The sequence below is a fragment of the Actinokineospora sp. genome, assembly GCF_050699995.1.
Classification (GTDB): Bacteria; Actinomycetota; Actinomycetes; order Mycobacteriales; family Pseudonocardiaceae; genus Actinokineospora.
Map to the genome: position 1 here is coordinate 1 of NZ_JBOHGC010000262.1, position 16,541 is coordinate 16,541.

The window sequence follows — 16,541 nt, forward strand, 5'->3', positions numbered from 1 at the left end:
GTCGGGAAGTCGTAGCCCCAGACCTCTTCGAGGATGCGGCCGCGGGTGAGGACCTGCTTGGGGTGCGACAGCAGCAGCTCCAGGAGGGCGAACTCGGTGCGGGTGAGGCTGATCGGCCGCTCGCCCCGGCGCACCTCCCTGGTCATCGGGTCCATCTCGAGGTCGGCGAAGCGCAGCGGCGCGGCCTCCGGCGTGCCGGGCTGCTCGGGCGTGGCCCGCCGCAGCAGGGCGCGCAGCCGGGCCAGCAGCTCTTCGAGCGCGAACGGCTTGGGCAGGTAGTCGTCGGCTCCCGCGTCGAGCCCGGCGACCCGGTCGGACACCAGGTCGCGGGCGGTGAGCACGAGGATCGGCAGGTCGTCGCCGACGCCACGCAGGCGCCTGCAGACCTCCAGGCCGTCGAGCCTGGGCATCATGACGTCCAGGACCATGGCGTCGGGTCGGGTGCCCGCGCCGTCGGCGCCGAGCACTGTCTCGAGGGCCTGCCTGCCGTCGCTGGCGAGGTCCACCTGGTAGCCGTTGAACTGCAGCGACCGCCGTAGTGACTCGCGCACGGCCCGATCGTCGTCGACTACGAGGATGCGCATGTGGTCAGTGTTCCCTGCCCTGCTGAGATGCGCCTGAGAGCTCGCCGGGGCGTGTCCTAAGTGAGTCCGGGCGCGACTGGAGCGTTCCAGCGCCGCCACAGGGCGACGAGCCGGATGACCACCACGAGCGTGGCGCCGACCGCCGTGACCAGCACCGAGGGCAGGCCGAGCCGGGCGCCCGCGACGACCACGATGGCGCCCGCGAGCGCCGCGAGGGCGTAGATCTCCCGACGCAGGACCAGCGGGATCTCGCGGAGCAACAGGTCGCGCATGGCGCCGCCGCCGATTCCGGCGGTCATGCCGATGAGGCAGGCGGTGTAGGCCGGGACGCCCACGGCGAGCGCGGTGGCGGTGCCCGAGACGGTGAACAGGCCGAGCCCGACCGCGTCGGCGAGCAGCACCGCCTTGCGCAGCCGGGCGACCTGCGGGTGGAAGGCGAAGACACCGAGCGCGGTCGCGATGGGCACGACCAGATAAGGCCAGTTCCGCAGGGTCGTCGGCGGGGTGATGCCGAGGAGCACGTCGCGGATGATGCCGCCGCCGAGGGCGGTGGTGAGGCCGAGGACGACGACGCCGAACAGGTCGAGCCGGGCGCGCACGGCGGCCAGCGCGCCGGATGCGGCGAACACCGCGAGGCCGACCAGTTCCAACACGACGATCACCACGAGGGTGCAGGCTACGCCCCACTCGGACGAATGGCGCAACACAGCGGTGACAGTTCCTGAATGCGATTTCATTCCCCGGAAATCAAATAGAACGATGTCCGAAAGCGCCTATTGTCCGCGCCATCCAAGCGTCCATACATTTCCCGACCAACAATGCCGTTCGAGGGGTGCGCATGGGAAACAGACGCAGAAGATCGAGTGGTCGAGCTGCTCGGGCCGGTAGAAGCGGTAGCCGGAGAACTGGTCGACGTCGCTGGGGCTGAGCAGCCCCAGCGAGTCGTAGAGCCGCAGCGCCTTGGGTGACAGCCGCGAGCGTCGGGCGAAATCGCCTATCATCATGCGGTCTTCGTGCATGCCGCCCACCGTCTCTCTTTCCCCAAGGGCAGAGTCAAACTCAGAACGTATCGGCGATCCGTAGTTGGCGCGGGGCGGCGGTGACGGCGTCCAGCATCGGCGCGACCCCTTCCAGCAAACCGGCCCGGCGCAGGGCGTCGGTGGTCGCCGTACCCGCGAACCAGGGACCCAACGCGCGCGCCTGCAGCCGGACCACGCCGGTGCCGCCGGGTTCGATCCGCAGGGCGCCGGACTCGTGGACCAGCCGGTGCCTGCCCGCGTTCCACGGGGCGTGCTCGTCGGTGATCTCAAGGTCGACGGTGAAGTCCGGCAGGTAGTCCGGCCAGCCGCGGGCTTCGACCGCGGCGGCGAGGTCGACCACGCGCAGCATGAACGGCTCGACGAACCGGGGCAGGTGGCGGGGCATCGCGAGCAGCAGGTCATAGACCACCGGGTCGACCAGGCGCAGCGACACCTGCTCGACCATCCCCGCCCAGCTCGACAGCCTGCCGAGCAGGGTCAGGGCGGCCTCGGCGTCGCGGGCGACGAGGTCCCAGACGGTCAGGTCGTTGGCGCCGTGGCGACTCGCGGCGACGTAGCCACGCACGCCGTCCTCGCCGGGGACGACGTCGACGATGTCGAGTTCGAAGATCCGGGAGACCTCGAACGCGGGTTCCGAGCGGTCCAGCATCCCGTCCACTGTGGACCCCAGGTCGAGGTAGAGCCGGTGCAGCTCCGGAAGGTCCGCCTCGACCGCGCGGCGGACCGGAGCGCGGCCGGGCGGCAGTGCGGCGAGCACGGAGATCGGGACCTGGACCCGCTCGGCCGACCCGACCTGCTCCCAGCCGCGACCGCGGTAGAGCGGCGGGGTGGCGGCGAACAGGATCGACAGCGGCTGCCCGGCCTCGCGCATCCCGGCGAGCGCGGCGTCGAGCAGCGCCCCGGCCACCCCGCGGCCACGGGCATGCGGGTCGACGGCGACGGTCGCGATTCCGCCCGCCGGGACCGCGCGGCCGCCGAAGAACTGGCGGTAGGCCCAGATCCGAAGCGTTCCGCAGGTGTCGCCGTCGACGTCGGCGACGAACCCGTGCCAGGCGTCGGACTCCGCGGCCCAGGCGTCGTCGCGCGGGGTGCCGAACGCCAGCTTGCGCATCCGGTGCACCGCGTCGGCGTGCTCCGGCGCGTACGGCCGCACCGTCACCACGTGAAGAAGCCCTGACCCGACTTGCGGCCGAGTTCGCCGCGGGCGACCTTGTCACGCAGCAGCTGCGGCGGGGTGAACCGGTCCCCCAGCTCACGCGCGAGGTGCTCGGCGATGGACAGGCGCACGTCGAGACCGACGAGGTCGGTCAGCCGCAGCGGGCCCATCGGCCAGCCGTACCCCAGGCGCATGCCGGTGTCGATGTCCTCCGGCGAGGCCACGCCCTCCTCGACCATCCGGATCGCCTCCAGGCCCACGCCGACGCCCAGACGCGAGGTGGCGAATCCCGGCGAGTCCCGGACCTCGATCACCGTCTTGCCGAGCGCCTCCGCCCAGCCGCGCACCCGCGCGATGACGTCGGCCGACAGCCCGGCGTGGTGCACCAGCTCGACCAGCGTCTGGACCGGCACGGGGTTGAAGAAGTGCATGCCGATGACCCGCTCGCCGGGCAGCCCGGCGGCCAGCTCGGTGATCGACAGCGACGAGGTGTTGGACGCGAGCACCGCGTCCGGGCAGGTGTCGGCGATCTGGCCGAGCACGGACCGCTTGAGGTCGAGCTTCTCCGGCACCGCTTCCACGGCGAGCGCGGTGTCCGCGGGCAGGTCGCCCAATTTGTCCACAGTGGACAATTCGGTGAGCAGCTCGGCGGCGGTGGTCGTGAGCTTGCCGCGCTCCTCGGCCTTGCGCAGCGACGCCTCGACGGCCTTGGCGCCCGCGGCGGCCCGGTCGGCGTCGGCCTCGGCCAGCACCACCCGGCTGCCCGCGGCGAGGAACACGTGCGCGATGCCCGCGCCCATCGTGCCGCCGCCGATCACCGCGACGGTTCCCGGAAGGGTGCTCACTGCTCCTCCTTGATCTCGGCGGCGAACATCGCGACCAGGTCCATGCCGCCGATCTCGGTCAGGTTGGCGCCGCCCGCCTGCCATTCGGGTGACTTGAACGCCGCCTTCATCGCCGCCTCGGACTCGAAGTACAGCTCGGCGATGAGGTAGGGCTCGGCCTCGCCCAGGAACCCGGGCACATAGGTGCGCGTGACGTGCGCGATCTCCTGTCGGAGCAGGCCAGGGGTCTTCTCGATGAGCGGCAGGTGCGAGCCAAAGTACTTCTCGTCGAAGTCGTCGGCGTCGGCCGGGCGCTTGTACAGCGCGATGTACTTGATCACTGTGACACTCCACGTCGTAGGCATCCGCACTGTATTAGGTCCGCTGCGGGCACCATAGGCACGTGCGGATCATCCTGCTGCGGCACGCCGAGAGTCTCGGCAACATCGATGAGCTGGCCTACTGCCGAATCCCCGACCACGCCCTGCCGCTGACCGAGCGCGGCGAGGAGCAGGCGCGGGCGGAGGGGGAGCGGCTGCGCGGGCTGCTTACCGACGGTCCGGTCGCCGCCTACGTGAGCCCGTACACGCGCACGACCCGGACGTTTGAACTACTCGGTCTCGGGTCGATCGTGGAGCGGTTGGTGCCCGAGCCCCGGTTGCGCGAGCAGGACTGGGGCAACCTGCAGGACCCGGTCGAGCAGGAGATCCAGAAACAGAAGCGGCACGAGTTCGGTCACTTCTTCTACCGGCTGGCCCACGGCGAGTCCGGCGCCGACGTCGACGACCGGGTCGCCAGCTTCCTCAACGAACTCGAGCAGCGGGTCGAGGCGGACCCCACCCACCCCGACACCGCGCTCGTCGTCACGCACGGCCTCACGATGCGGCTGCTGTGCCGCCGGATGTTCTCGTGGACCATCGACCTGTTCGAGTCGCTGTCCAACCCCGAGCACTGCGCGCACCGGATCCTGACCTATGACCGCGGCACGTGGTCCCTGGACCGGCCGTTCGACCAGTGGCGCGACTCCCCCGACAAAACCACGCAGCTCTAGCGCCTGACTCGAAGTGCGGGTGCGCGGGTGTTGGACCGCGACATCTTCCGCTTCGGGACCGCCATCAGCTCTCCCCTCCCCGGACCCGCTTTCCGTAGCGGCGGTTGAACTTCTCGACGCGGCCCGCGGTGTCCATGACCCGCTGGTTACCAGTCCAGAACGGGTGCGAGTCCGACGTCACGTCCACCACGATCAACGGGTAGGTGTTGCCGTCCTCCCACTGGACCGTGTTGGCGGAGGTGGCCGTCGAGCGGGTCAGGAACGCCTTGCCCGTCGACTGGTCCTGGAACACCACGGGGTGGTATTCGGGGTGGATCCCCGGTTTCATGATTCTTCCTTTCGGGTGGTCGGCACGCCGAGATCGACGGCCTCGCTGTCCTCGCACGGGTCCTGGTGCCACTCGCCGAACGGGTCGGCGTAGCCCGGCCATGCGGCTTCGTCGGCGAGTTCGGCGTCGGTGAGCAGCGCGGTGGTCAACGCGGCGGTGATGTCGTGCGGGTCGGCCTGGTGCGCGATCACAACGAGTTCCTGGAGCCGGTCGCCGAAGCGGGGGTGCCATTCGAGGGCGGCCTTCGCCTGGCGTTCCGGGTCCGCCCTGGCCCAGGCCTCGTCGTCGACGGTGGCGAGCCAGGCGCCCGCGTGGCCGACGCGGAGGCCGCCGCCCGCCGACTCCAGCCACAGGGCGACGTCGGGCTGGCCGGCCACCCACATCCGGCCACGGGCGCGGATGACGCCGTCGAGCAGGACGTCGATCACCTCGTGCAGCCGCTCCGGGTGGAACGGGCGCGGGTCGCGGAAGACGGTCACGCTCACCCCGCAGTCGGACTCTAGCGGCGGCTGTCCGCGCAGCAGCGGGCCGTGGGCGCCGTCGGCCGTGCCGCGCCGGGCGTTGTCCGGGATGGCGGCGAGCAACTCGGCCGGGTCGACCTGGCCGAGGTCGAACCTGGGCGCCAGCGGGGCGAGCCGGTCGATCACCGCGGCGACCCGGGCCGCGTTCCACGGCTCGCCGGGAGTGCCCGCGGTGACGACGGCGTCGGAGAACTCGACCTGTCCGACGGCGACCTGGGCGAGCGTGCGGTCGTCGTCGATGGCGCCGATGCCGCAGTCGGCCAGCGGCACGTCGCCGGAGCAGTCACCCAGCCACGAACGCGGGTCGATGACCCCGATGACGGCTTCGATGTCGACGAGGTCGCCGATCGTCTGGTTGCCGACGAGGACGTTCTCCAGCGCCCAGCACACCGGTTCGGGCTCGACCATCGGGTCGAGGTGCAGCACGACCCGCTCGATCCGCGGGTCGACGGTGAGCGCGCGCAGCAGCGGGAGCAGGTCTTCCCGCAAGGTGCAGGACACGCAGCCGTGGGCGAGTTCGAGCACGGTCGTGGTGTCGGCCCGGCCGAACCGCAGGCGCCTGCGCACGGTTCCCTCGGCGATCCGGCGCAGGTCGTGGTGCACGACGGCGGTGCCGGGCAGACCGGTCATGAAGCGGGCCGACAGCATCGCCGTCGACTCCCGGTGCAGGCCGGAGACGAGGACCAGGCGGGTGCGCCGGTCGTTCGACACGTGGACTCCTATCGACAACGATTTCCATCTTGACGACGCCGACGCTACCCTGGCGAGCGTCATAATGAAAACGGATCCCATTTCAAGGAGGCGCTGTGTCCGCTCACTGCCAGGTCACGGGCCGTAAGCCGGGGTTCGGCAAGCAGGTGTCGCACTCCCACCGGCGGACCTCGCGCCGCTGGGACCCGAACATCCAGCAGCGCCGCTTCTGGCTGCCGTCGGAGAACCGGTGGGTGCGCCTGCGGGTGTCGGCCAAGGGCATCAAGACCATCGACAAGCAGGGCGTGGAGGCCGTGGTGGCCCGTCTGCGCCGGGAAGGACAGCGGATCTGATGGCCCGCAACGAGATTCGCCCGATCATCAAGCTCCGCTCCACCGCCGGGACCGGGTTCACCTACGTCACCCGCAAGAACCGGCGCAACGACCCGGACCGCTTGGTGCTGATGAAGTTCGACCCCGTGGTGCGCCGCCACGTCGAGTTCAAAGAGGACCGCTGATGGCCAAGAAGTCGAAGATCGCCAAGAACGAGCAGCGCAAGCTGATCGTCGCCCGCAACGCCGAACGCCGCGCCGAACTCAAGGAGGCGTTCCGCTCGCCGAGGCCGCGCGGGTTCCTCCGCGCGTTCGGCCTGTCCCGCGTGCGGATGCGCGAGATGGCCCACCGCGGCGAGCTTCCCGGCGTCAACAAGTCGAGTTGGTAGGAGCCATGGCCAAGCCAGAACGCCGGTTTCCCGGCAAGAAGAAGCCCAATCCGCTGAAAACCGCCGGCGTGTCCACAGTGGATTGGAAGGACGTCACGCTGCTGCGCAAGTTCATCTCCGACCGGGGCAAGATCAGGTCTCGGCGGGTTAGCGGTTTGACGCCGCAGCAGCAGAAGCAGGTCGCCACCGCGATCAAGAACGCGCGCGAGATGGCGCTGCTGCCCTACCCGGGCCCCAGCAAGTCCTGATACTCCGAACGGGTCATGCCCGAGCGGCCTTGTAGCCTGCCCCCTACTGTGTCGCAGACCACGATCGCGTCGCTCGGGCGGCCGTTCGGTGAGGACATCCGGGGACCGCGTGGGGCAGGACGGCGTCGAGGCGGACGCGACCGAGGCGCTGAGCGTCGACCGCGAAGTGCGGCTGCTGCTGGACGCGGGCCGCAACGATGAGGCCAACTCCTTGTTCGACCAGATCATCGCCAAGGTCCCGCCTGGGCTCGACCCGTGGACCCGGGCCGCGTTGCTGACCCGGCGGGCGGTCGCGGCGTGGCGGCTGCGGCGCATCCCGCTGGCGCTGGAACTGGCCGCTGAGGGCTGGAGCGAGATCGACAGCGAGCACCCGACGGGATCCTCGGCCGCGGACACACTCGGCAGGCTCGGCTATCTCCTCGAAGGCATCGGGCACAGCCGGGCGTCGCTGGAGATCTGCCGCATCGCCGTCGACGTCGCCCGCAGCGGTGACGACGTCGAGATCCTGGCGCACAGCCTGCAGGGGCTGGCGGGAACGCTGAACTTCCGCGCCTGCGACCTGCCGCCGGACGAAGCCGAAGCGGTGTTCCGCGAGGCGATCCCGTTGTTCGAGGAGGGGTTGACCCTCGTGAGCGAGGGCCGGGTCTACCTCGCGGTGCTCTCCGCGTACGGCGCGTCCCTGGCCGGCATCGGCGAACTGGAGCGCGCCGAGAGCACAGCCAATTCCGCGTTGCTGCAAGCGGCGACGATCGGCAGCCGGTGGGTGAACTCGGTGGGGCACTGGGTCATCTCCACGGTCCGCCGCAAGCAGGGCAAGCTCACCGACGCCACCCACCACGCCCGCATCGCCGTCGACGACGCCGAGTGGATCAACGACGTTTCGTTGGTGCAGCGGTATTCGCAGGATCTCGCCGACATCTGCCGGACCAACGGCGATCCCGCCGGTGAAGCCGAAGCGTTGCGGCGCAACATCTCCGCCCGACAGACGGCCCTGGAGACCGCGCAGGAAGGCCTTGGCCAGGCGCTGGAGCAGCGCAGGCTGGCGGTGCGCGCGCGGCACCAGGCGATGGCCGCCCAGGAAGCCGCGGAGCGCGACCCGCTGACCGGGCTGAGCAACCGGTTCGGCCTGGAACGCACCGCGCCCGAGGTGCTCGAACGCGCCGGGGCGAACGGCCGGGTGCCGTGGCTGGTGCTGATCGATGTCGACTGGTTCAAGGGAGTCAACGACGCCGCCGGGCACGCGGCGGGCGACGCCGCACTGCGCGAGATCGCCCAACTGTTGCGCGCCGAGTGCCGCGTCGGCGACGTGGTGGCGCGGTGGGCGGGCGACGAGTTCGTCGTGCTGCTCACCGAGGCGGCCATCGACCACTCGTCCGGCCGGACGTCGCCGGTCGGTGTCGCGGTGGCCGAGCGGATCCGCCTGTCCGTCGACCTGCACGACTGGACCGCGGTGCTCGGCACCACACAGCGGCCGACCGTGAGCATCGGCGTCGCCTACGGGGCGGACACGCTGGAAAAGCTGTTCGCCAACGCGGACGTGGCGCTCTACCGGGCGAAGCGGCGTGGCCGCAACCGGGTCGAGGTGCACACCCGCGACTAGCCGATCAACCCGCCGCGGTATGCCACCAGCGCGGCCTGCACCCGGTTGGCCGCGCCGATCTTGCCGAGCACGGAGGAGACGTAGCCCTTCACCGTGGCCTCGGACAGGTGCAGCGTGTTGCCGATCTCGGCGTTCGACATGCCCTGGCCGATCAGCGCGACGACCTCGAGTTCACGGCCCGACAGCGACGACAGCAGTTTGCGCGCGGGCTCGGCGGCCCGCTGCCCGTCCGCCATCGCGGCGATGACCCTGGCGGCGACGTTCGGGTCGAGCACGGCGCCGCCGCGGGCGAGGTCACGCACGGCGTTGACCAACTGCGTCGGCTCGGTGTCCTTGAGCAGGAACCCATTGGCGCCCAGTCGAAGCGCCTTCTGCACGTACTCGTCGACGTCGAAGGTCGTGAGCATGGCCACCGCGGGCGGGTCGGCCAACTCCATCACCCGGTTGAGGGCGACGATGCCGTCGGTCGTGCGCATGCGGATGTCGAGCAGGACGACGTGTGGCCGGTGCAGGCGGACCAGATCGGCGACGTAGGCGCCGTCGTCGCACTCGGCGACTATCTCGATATCGCCCGCGCTGGCCAGGATCGCGCGGAGTCCGGACCGGACGAGATCCTCGTCATCGGCCAACAGAACCTTGATCACAACGCCTCCCCGAGTCGGCATCATGAGACTCTACTGGTGACACGGACCGACCCGAGCAAACGTGAATTTGTTTCACATCCTGAGTGCGTCCCGCAGTCGGACTTTACCGCCACTGCGCATCACCGCGTTGCGATAGACGCGGCCCGACAGCCACACGAGCGCCGGGATCAAGGCAACCACCAGCGCGACCGACAGCGCGGCCTGCCAAACGGGCACGCCGCCCATGGCCAGCCGCATCGGCATCAGCGTCGGGGCGAACAGCGGCACGATCGACAGCGTCTCCGCCAGCTTGTTGCCGGGGTCGTTGGGCAGGATCGAGATGCCGAGGACGTAGCCGAGGATGACGAACATCAGCGGCGGCGTGATCACCCCGCCCACGTCTTCCTGCCGCGACACCAGCGCGGCGAGCGCGGCGAAGACGAGCGAGTAGGCGAAGAAGCCGAGCAGGAACCACGCCACCAGCCACACGACGGTCCCGACAGCGGAGCCGACGGAGATCGTCAGCACGCCCAGGCCGAGCCCCGCGACCACGCCGACGCCTCCGATCATCACCATCTGGATCAGCCCGACCACGCCGATGCCGAGCACCTTGCCCGCCATCAGCTGCCACGGCTGGATCGTGGCCAGCAGCAACTCGACGACCCGGCTCGACTTCTCCTCCACCACGCCCTGGGCGACAAACTGGCCGTTGACCAGCAAGGACATGTAGATCAGCACACCGGCGATCATCCCGAGGACGAGCTGCTGCCCGTTGTAGTCGAACGGCGGTTCCAGCGGCCGCACCTCGGCCTTGGCACCCGCGACGGCGTCCGCGACCTTGGCCGGGTCGCCGCCGAGGTCGACGACCTGCTGGTTGAGCGCCATCTGCCCGGCCAACACGTTCAGCGTGCCGCGCAGCGTGTCGTCGATGTCCTTCTTCACCACCACCACGATGTTCGACCCGTCACCGACGAGCAGCGCGTCGAGCGTCCCGTCGTCGACTTGGCGCCGGCCCGCGGGCTCGTCGTGGATCTCCCGGGTCTCGATGCTCTGCCCGACGCTCTCCGCCGCCACCTTCAGCGGCGCGGACAGCGACGTGCTGCCGCCGGTGAGCCCGACCGTCGAGTCCGAGCCACCCGAGGCGAGCTTCATCACCAGGGCGAAACCGACGAGCATCACGAGAGTCGCGACCGTGGTGATGATGAACGCCTTGGATCGCAACCGGGTCCGAACCTCGCGGCCCGCCACCAGACCGACCACCGACCACGCCTTCATGCCGCCACCCCGTCCGCCACGACGTTGCGGAACAACTCGGTCAACGACGGTCGCCGCCTGCTGAACTCCGTCACCGCCCCGGTCGCCAACGCCGCGCGCAGCACCACCTGATCGTCGACGCCGTCGCCGAGTTCGAGCACCGTCCGCGAGCCCACGTGTTCCTTCACCGCCACCCCGCTGAGGCCGTCCGCCCACCCAGGGGGCGCGGAGGGGACGTCCACGACCAGTTCCATGGCGCCCGCCGACCGCAGTCCGTCCACGGTGTCGCAGGCCACCATCTGTCCACTCCGAACGATGCCGACCCGGTCGCACAGCCGCTCGACCAGGTCGAGCTGGTGGCTGGAGAAGACCACCGGCACGCCCGCCTTCGCCTTGTCCCGCAGCACGGTGCTCATGACGTCCACCGCCACCGGGTCAAGACCGGAGAACGGCTCGTCCAACACCAGAATCTCCGGGTCATAAACCAACGCGGCGGCAAGCTGCACGCGCTGCTGGTTGCCCAGACTCAACTTCTGCACCTCATCACCCACCCGGGCGGCAACCCCAAGCCGCCCGGTCCACTCGGCGACGGCCCGCTCAGCGGCCGCAGTGGTGAGACCGTGCAGGCGGGCCAGGTAGACGAGCTGCTCGCCCACCTTCATCTTGGGATAGAGCCCCCGCTCCTCCGGCATATAACCAATCCGCCGCCTCGTCTCCAGCGTGACCGGAGCGCCGTCCCACCGAACCTCACCGGAATCCGCCGCCAACACCCCCAACGCGATCCGCATGGCAGTCGTCTTGCCGGCGCCATTGCTCCCCACGAACCCGAACAACTCCCCCGCCCGCACGTCGAACGCCAACTCCCGCAGCGCGACCACGTCGCCGAAAGTCTTGGAGATCCGATCGATCTCCAGCCGCCCATCACCCACCCGTACCCCCTCGGTCCGCCCCCATCCTTGTCGCCCACGGTAGGCACGTGCATCCGGGATTACCCGTAGGGGAGGGCGCGCGGGCCGCCCCGGTATGGTGTTCGCGCACGCCCTCGTAGCTCAGGGGATAGAGCATCGGTTTCCTAAACCGTGTGTCGCAGGTTCGAATCCTGCCGGGGGCACCACCTTTCGCCGGGTGAACTTGTGGCCTCTGACCTGGTTAAACGGGTCAGAGGCCACAGGCTTGTCCAGCGCATGTAACCGTTGTCAACCGCGCAGCCGTGAGTTGAGTCGTGCGGCCTGGCGGGTGAGGTGGTCGCGTTCGGGGAGGCTGGAAGCCGAGCGGGCGGCCTCGGCGTAGAGCCGGGCCGCGGTCGCCGGATCACCGTCACGCTCGTGGAGGTACGCGGCGACGGCGGTGTGGCGGGGTAGGGCGGGGTCGAGTTCAGCCACGGCGGCCAAGCCTGCCCTCGGGCCGTCGGCCTCGCCGACCGCGACGGCCCGATTGAGACGCGCCACCGGGCTGTCGGTGAGGCGCACGAGTTCGTCGTACCACTCGACGATCTGTACCCAGTCGGTCTCCGCGGCCGTCTTCGCGTCGGCGTGGAGTGCGGCGATGGCGGCTTGGGCCTGGAACTCGCCCAGGTTGTCGCGGGCAAGGGCTGCCTGCAGGATGTCGACGCCTTCGGCGATCAGACGGGTGTCCCACTGGCCTCGGTCCTGCTCGGCGAGCGGCACCAGCCTGCCGTCGAGGGTGGTCCGTGCCGCGCGGCGGGCGTGGTGGAGCAGCATGAGTGCGAGCAGGCCCACGACCTCCTCGTGGTTGATCCTGGCCGCCAGCTGACGAGTGAGCCGAATCGCCTCCGCGGCGAGGTCGACGTCGCCGGAGTAGCCCTCGTTGAACACGAGGTAGAGCACACGCAGCACCGTGGCGACGTCGCCGGGCTGGTTGAACCGGACATCGGAGACGGTCCGCTTGGCCCGGCTGATCCGCTGGGCCATGGTCGCCTCCGGCACGAGGTAGGCCTGCGCGATTTGCCGTGTGGTCAGGCCACCGACCGCGCGCAGCGTGAGCGCGACGGCCGAAGCCGGGGTCAGAGACGGGTGCGCGCACAGGAAGTACAGCTGGAGCGTGTCGTCCACCGCCTCGCCCGGGCCGGGGGCGGGCTCGGCGTCCTCGCGGATCTCACGGTTGCGCCGGGAGGTGTCGGCGCGGACGGCGTCGAGGAACTTGCGCCAGGCAACCGTGACCAGCCAGCCCTTGGGATCGCGTGGCGGGTCGTCCGGCCACCCGCGCAGGGCCTCGATCAGGGCGTCCTGCACGGCATCCTCGGCCGCCGCGAAGTCAGCTCCGCGGCGGACCAGGACGCCGATCACAGTGGGGGTGAGTGCCCGCAGCAGGGCCTCGGCCACTGTCGTCACTCCGTGGTGGTCGCGGACACGCCGTAGAACGGGCGCAGCTCCAACCACTCGTGGATCGGCTTGCCACCCGCGCCCGGAGCCGCGGACAGCTCGCCTGCCAGTTCCACCGCCCGCTCGTAGCTCTCAACGTCGATCACCATCCAGCCGGCGATGAGGTCCTTGGTCTCCGCGAACGGGCCGTCGGTGACCGGCGGGCGCCCCTCGCCGTCGTAGCGGACGAACGTGCCCTCCGGGGAGAGCGCCTGGCCGTCGACGAACTCGCCGGTGCCCTCGAGCCGGGCGGCGAAGTCGTTCATGTACTGCATGTGCGCCGAGACCTCCTCGGGCGTCCACTGGTCCATCGGCACGTCGTTGACCGCCGAGGGCGCGCCGCGGTAGTGCTTGAGCAGCAGGTACTTGGCCATCATGATCTCCTTCGTCCTGCGGCCATTGTGGCCGTTTCACTCAGGGGACGGAGCCGCGTTCGGCTTCTCGACATCCCACGGCAAGAAATTTTGAGACACCTCGATCCCGCGACCCGTGTTGGCCGCTGTCGGCGTTCCGATGGAGCAGGCGTCACCATTCTCGACAACCGTGGTGGGTCACGCGACGTGGAACCGCCTAAACGGCAAACGGGAAGGTTACTTACTCCCTATGGATGTATCCCGCGAGTAGCTAACGTGCCAGGAATACATCCACGGACCGTGGCGGCGGCGGGCTCCTGGGAGTCGAGCCCCCTGCCGCACCTGGTCTCGGCCCGCCGGTTCGCTCGCCGCGTGGCGGTCCCGAGGCGAGGGACATGTGATGCGCGCGAATTCCAGAGTGTTCTCGATGGTCGGAGCGGTCGCGTTGGGCGCGGCCTGTTTAGTGCTCGCGCCCTCGGCGTCGGCGGACAAGCCGGGACGGGAGTTGTTCACGGAGAACACCGTGGGGTCGACGGCCGCCTTGGAGTCGAGGCCCGGGACCGCTGGTGTGTGGACGAAGCGCGCGGACGCGGCGGCGGTCGATTCGAAGACCGACGTGATCGAGCTGGATCTGGGGAACCAGCGGGTCACGGCCCACCGGACCCAGGTTCGGACGACGGCGCTGGGCAGCACGGTGTGGGAGGGCTCGACCCGTGACTGGCGGCCCGGCTCGGTGCGGTCCGACGAGAAGGAGTCGGTCGTGCTGGTGCGGCGCGGTGATGGAGTGACCGGGTCGGTCCGGGTCGACGGGCGGCTGTACCGGATCCAGCCCGTCGCGGGCGGGCAGCACGCGGTCACCGAGGTGGACGAGTCGCACATGCCGCCGGACCATCCGAGGACACCGGGCGGTCCACCGACAGTGCGAATGACCGAAACCCCGGCCGCCGCGGCGAACACGGTGATCCGCGTGCAGGTGATCGGCACGAGCGACGCCGCGACCGGGTTCGGCGGGGACCTGCGGGCCCTCGCGGAGTTGGCCGTGGCCGAGACGAACCGCGGTTACGAGAACTCCGGTATCGGGATCACGATGGAGCTGTCCGGCTACGAGACCGTGGAGCACAAGGAACTGGAAATGACGGCCGATTTGGCCCGGTTCCGGGACCCCGCGGACGGCGTCATCGACGGCATCCACGCCAGCCGGGACAAGCAGCAGGCCGACGTGAATGTGTTGCTGGTCAACGACAAAACAGCCTGCGGTCTCGCATCCAGCATCGGATCCGACGCCACCACGGCCTTCGCGGCGGTCTACCACGGCTGCGCGACGGGCTACTACACCTTCGCCCACGAAATCGGCCACCTGCAGTCGGCCAGGCACGACCCGGAGAACGACTCGTCCACGACACCGTTCGCGTACGGACACGGATTCCGCAACGGGAGCGCCTGGCGCACGATCATGGCTTACGACTGCGCCACCAGCTGCTCGCGGCTGAACTACTGGTCGAACCCCCAGAAGTCCTATGAGGGCGTGACCATGGGCACCACCGACAAGAGCGACAACGCCCGGGTCCTGAACGACACCAAGGCAACCATCGCCGCATTCCGCTGACCGCTTCCCGGGCGGGCGCTCGACGCCCGCCCGGGAGTTGTCCACAGGCAGATCGGGGACCGGTGCTTTTCGCAGCGGATCGTGATCCACTGGTCGGGCGGCGGAAGCGGGGGTGATCGATGGCGAGTGTGCGGGATGTCGGGGAGGCGTTGACCGGATTCCTTGTGGCTGAGGGAAAACTGCCTGCCGGGCGGATCGTGAGCCATGCGGTGGTGGTGTTCCGGACAGTGGAGATCGACCGGGCCGGACGGGCGGTCGCACGTCGGGGGCGGTGTTATCCGTTGGGAGAACTGGATCCGACTATGGAGAGGGGAATGTTGGACGACGCATTGGGCGACGCGCGGAGGGAACGGGACAGTGGGCGGTAAGTGAGGTGGCAGGGCACGGCGGACGGGGCCGGCGGGCTCAACCGGACAGGCGTCGCCGACCAGGGCTCGCCGACCGGGCCTGACCCACCTGGCTTTACCCCACCTGACTTCACCCACAAGCCGGGAGCGGGAAACCGTCGATCGACCGTGTTCGTGTCCACGAAGGCTCGGCCCCGCCGAGACCGCCCACGGCATCTCGGCGGTGGTGGCGGGTCGGCCTGCATCTGAGGCGCGGGCGGGTGAGGGCTGGGCGGAGTTCAGCTGCACGGTTGAAACGAGACCGCTCGTCGCGTTGGGAGCGGACCAGCGGTACTCGCGCAGGTAGTGCTCGCGAAAGCGCTTGCGCACGGGAGTGCAAGTGGGAGATCGGACCGCGGGCCCGCTCAAAGGTGGCTCTCGCCGGGGCTAGTCCGGTGGCTCCGCGGGCTCGGGGTTGATGGGCTCGGTCGGCTCGACTACAGCCTTGGGACGAGTCAGATCGGCCACAGGTCCGGGCTCGGGCTCGGGCTCGGGCTCGGGCTCGGAATCCATCCGCATGCGCTCGGGGTAGGTGGACGGGGCCCCGTGGGGTGGCTCGGGGTCGCCCAGGGTTGTGGTGGTGCGGAAGGGTTCGGCGGGGGTTTCGTGGACGAAGGCGCGGAGGAGGTCGATCACGGCGCGGCGTTGGGGTTCGGTTAGTTGGGCCAGGAGGGCGCGGGCCTCGGCGAAGGTGGCGGTGGGGCGGCCTGCTCTTGCCGGTTCGAATGCCGAGGGGTCCAGGCCTGCCAGTTCGAGTGCCGTGGTCGGGTCGGCGTCGACGGCCATGGCGGCGGCGATCACCGTGCTGGATTTGGGGCGCACCTGGTTGTGGTCGGCTCGTTCGCCGCTCTCGAGTTGCTGCCAGGCGGTTCGGGAGATGCCCGCGCGGGCGGCGGCGGCCTTCTGGCTCAGTTGCCGGGCGAGCCTTGCCTCGTTGAGGAAAGGGCCGAGCGGCCATGAACTGTGTGCGTCCCGGCCTGCCATGGTGGCGTTGATCTCGCATGGCCGCGCACCAAAGGCGAACAAAACACCGAAGTTGTTTTGTTGCCGATAGTTGCCCTAAAGTAGGCCGCACGCTTAGGGCACTATGACAGACCTCTGGCCCGCCACACACCGGTCAAGGCGTTGCGACGGGCCAGAGTTCCGAACTGGAGACGGCAGGTTGCTGGTACGAAC

At 69.8% G+C, this 16,541-nt stretch carries 21 protein-coding genes and 1 tRNA gene; 8 read left to right on the forward strand and 14 right to left on the reverse strand.

What is annotated here, in order from left to right; translation table 11 throughout:
- From ACRDSQ_RS13345 to ACRDSQ_RS13370, 6 genes are all read right to left on the reverse strand, one after another.
- Nucleotides 1-584 (reverse strand): response regulator transcription factor (locus tag ACRDSQ_RS13345; RefSeq protein WP_431421326.1); only part of this gene is annotated, 584 nt, incomplete at its 3' end.
- Nucleotides 585-640: 56 nt separating this feature from the next.
- Nucleotides 641-1,249, reverse strand: coding sequence for a trimeric intracellular cation channel family protein (locus ACRDSQ_RS13350; protein ID WP_431421328.1), 609 nt, complete (start codon nucleotides 1,247-1,249; stop codon nucleotides 641-643).
- 108 nt (nucleotides 1,250-1,357) lie between these two features.
- Entirely contained in the window at nucleotides 1,358-1,588 is a 231-nt protein-coding gene (locus ACRDSQ_RS13355) for a MerR family DNA-binding transcriptional regulator (protein ID WP_431421330.1), read from the reverse strand.
- A gap of 55 nt (nucleotides 1,589-1,643) precedes the next feature.
- Nucleotides 1,644-2,783, reverse strand: coding sequence for a GNAT family N-acetyltransferase (locus tag ACRDSQ_RS13360; RefSeq protein WP_431421332.1), 1,140 nt, complete (start codon nucleotides 2,781-2,783; stop codon nucleotides 1,644-1,646).
- Complete coding sequence (locus ACRDSQ_RS13365) at nucleotides 2,780-3,625, reverse strand: 3-hydroxyacyl-CoA dehydrogenase family protein (protein ID WP_431421333.1); 846 nt, start codon at nucleotides 3,623-3,625, stop codon at nucleotides 2,780-2,782. The genes ACRDSQ_RS13360 and ACRDSQ_RS13365 overlap by 4 nt, the downstream gene beginning before the upstream one ends.
- Nucleotides 3,622-3,945: an EthD family reductase gene (locus ACRDSQ_RS13370; protein WP_431421335.1), complete on the reverse strand. Its 324-nt coding sequence runs from the start codon at nucleotides 3,943-3,945 to the stop codon at nucleotides 3,622-3,624. Before ACRDSQ_RS13370 ends, ACRDSQ_RS13365 begins: the two co-directional genes overlap by 4 nt.
- A gap of 62 nt (nucleotides 3,946-4,007) precedes the next feature.
- Between ACRDSQ_RS13370 and ACRDSQ_RS13375 the strand changes: the two genes are divergently transcribed.
- Nucleotides 4,008-4,655 carry a histidine phosphatase family protein gene (locus ACRDSQ_RS13375; protein WP_431421337.1) on the forward strand — a complete coding sequence of 216 codons (648 nt, stop codon included), beginning with the start codon at nucleotides 4,008-4,010 and terminating at the stop codon, nucleotides 4,653-4,655.
- A 64-nt stretch (nucleotides 4,656-4,719) separates the two neighbouring features.
- Here the strand turns inward: ACRDSQ_RS13375 and ACRDSQ_RS13380 are convergent, their stop codons facing one another.
- Together ACRDSQ_RS13380 and mrf are read right to left on the reverse strand one after the other, a co-directional pair.
- Nucleotides 4,720-4,983: a type B 50S ribosomal protein L31 gene (locus ACRDSQ_RS13380; RefSeq protein WP_431421339.1), complete on the reverse strand. Its 264-nt coding sequence runs from the start codon at nucleotides 4,981-4,983 to the stop codon at nucleotides 4,720-4,722.
- Entirely contained in the window at nucleotides 4,980-6,215 is a 1,236-nt protein-coding gene (gene mrf / locus ACRDSQ_RS13385) for a ribosome hibernation factor-recruiting GTPase MRF (RefSeq protein ID WP_431421341.1), read from the reverse strand. The genes ACRDSQ_RS13380 and mrf overlap by 4 nt, the downstream gene beginning before the upstream one ends.
- 95 nt (nucleotides 6,216-6,310) lie before the next feature.
- Here mrf and rpmB point away from each other — a divergent pair, with 95 nt between their 5' ends.
- The 5 genes from rpmB to ACRDSQ_RS13410 all read left to right on the forward strand — a co-directional run bounded on the left by rpmB (nucleotide 6,311) and on the right by ACRDSQ_RS13410 (nucleotide 8,762).
- On the forward strand, nucleotides 6,311-6,547 hold the full coding sequence (rpmB, locus tag ACRDSQ_RS13390) for a 50S ribosomal protein L28 (protein WP_431421342.1): 237 nt from the start codon (nucleotides 6,311-6,313) through the stop codon (nucleotides 6,545-6,547).
- Nucleotides 6,547-6,711 carry a 50S ribosomal protein L33 gene (gene rpmG, locus ACRDSQ_RS13395; protein ID WP_091378940.1) on the forward strand — a complete coding sequence of 55 codons (165 nt, stop codon included), beginning with the start codon at nucleotides 6,547-6,549 and terminating at the stop codon, nucleotides 6,709-6,711. Before rpmB ends, rpmG begins: the two co-directional genes overlap by 1 nt.
- On the forward strand, nucleotides 6,711-6,914 hold the full coding sequence (locus tag ACRDSQ_RS13400) for a hypothetical protein (protein ID WP_431421343.1): 204 nt from the start codon (nucleotides 6,711-6,713) through the stop codon (nucleotides 6,912-6,914). Before rpmG ends, ACRDSQ_RS13400 begins: the two co-directional genes overlap by 1 nt.
- 5 nt (nucleotides 6,915-6,919) lie before the next feature.
- Nucleotides 6,920-7,162 (forward strand): 30S ribosomal protein S18, encoded by a 243-nt coding sequence (gene rpsR, locus ACRDSQ_RS13405; RefSeq protein WP_431421344.1) that lies wholly within the window; start codon nucleotides 6,920-6,922, stop codon nucleotides 7,160-7,162.
- A gap of 88 nt (nucleotides 7,163-7,250) precedes the next feature.
- Nucleotides 7,251-8,762 carry a diguanylate cyclase gene (locus ACRDSQ_RS13410; protein ID WP_431421345.1) on the forward strand — a complete coding sequence of 504 codons (1,512 nt, stop codon included), beginning with the start codon at nucleotides 7,251-7,253 and terminating at the stop codon, nucleotides 8,760-8,762.
- Here the strand turns inward: ACRDSQ_RS13410 and ACRDSQ_RS13415 are convergent.
- The 3 genes from ACRDSQ_RS13415 to ACRDSQ_RS13425 form a co-directional block, all read right to left on the reverse strand.
- Complete coding sequence (locus tag ACRDSQ_RS13415; RefSeq protein ID WP_431421346.1) at nucleotides 8,759-9,406, reverse strand: response regulator; 648 nt, start codon at nucleotides 9,404-9,406, stop codon at nucleotides 8,759-8,761. The genes ACRDSQ_RS13410 and ACRDSQ_RS13415 overlap by 4 nt on opposite strands.
- 72 nt (nucleotides 9,407-9,478) lie before the next feature.
- Nucleotides 9,479-10,660 (reverse strand): ABC transporter permease, encoded by a 1,182-nt coding sequence (locus ACRDSQ_RS13420; RefSeq protein ID WP_431421348.1) that lies wholly within the window; start codon nucleotides 10,658-10,660, stop codon nucleotides 9,479-9,481.
- Nucleotides 10,657-11,568, reverse strand: a complete 912-nt coding sequence (locus ACRDSQ_RS13425) for an ABC transporter ATP-binding protein (protein WP_431421350.1) — start codon at nucleotides 11,566-11,568, stop codon at nucleotides 10,657-10,659. The genes ACRDSQ_RS13420 and ACRDSQ_RS13425 overlap by 4 nt, the downstream gene beginning before the upstream one ends.
- Before the next feature lie 109 nt (nucleotides 11,569-11,677).
- Here ACRDSQ_RS13425 and ACRDSQ_RS13430 point away from each other — a divergent pair.
- Nucleotides 11,678-11,753: transfer RNA gene (locus ACRDSQ_RS13430), tRNA-Arg, on the forward strand.
- A gap of 82 nt (nucleotides 11,754-11,835) precedes the next feature.
- On the opposite strand, the gene ACRDSQ_RS13435 is transcribed toward ACRDSQ_RS13430, so the two are convergent.
- Together ACRDSQ_RS13435 and ACRDSQ_RS13440 are read right to left on the reverse strand one after the other, a co-directional pair.
- On the reverse strand, nucleotides 11,836-12,981 hold the full coding sequence (locus tag ACRDSQ_RS13435) for an RNA polymerase sigma factor (protein WP_431421354.1): 1,146 nt from the start codon (nucleotides 12,979-12,981) through the stop codon (nucleotides 11,836-11,838).
- A gap of 5 nt (nucleotides 12,982-12,986) precedes the next feature.
- Nucleotides 12,987-13,394 carry a YciI family protein gene (locus tag ACRDSQ_RS13440; protein ID WP_431421351.1) on the reverse strand — a complete coding sequence of 136 codons (408 nt, stop codon included), beginning with the start codon at nucleotides 13,392-13,394 and terminating at the stop codon, nucleotides 12,987-12,989.
- A gap of 406 nt (nucleotides 13,395-13,800) precedes the next feature.
- On the opposite strand from ACRDSQ_RS13440, the gene ACRDSQ_RS13445 reads away from it, so the two are divergent.
- Nucleotides 13,801-14,979, forward strand: a complete 1,179-nt coding sequence (locus ACRDSQ_RS13445; RefSeq protein ID WP_431421352.1) for a M12 family metallo-peptidase — start codon at nucleotides 13,801-13,803, stop codon at nucleotides 14,977-14,979.
- Nucleotides 14,980-15,752: 773 nt separating this feature from the next.
- Here the strand turns inward: ACRDSQ_RS13445 and ACRDSQ_RS13450 are convergent.
- Nucleotides 15,753-16,349, reverse strand: coding sequence for a helix-turn-helix domain-containing protein (locus ACRDSQ_RS13450; protein WP_431421353.1), 597 nt, complete (start codon nucleotides 16,347-16,349; stop codon nucleotides 15,753-15,755).
- Nucleotides 16,350-16,541: the final 192 nt, after the last annotated feature.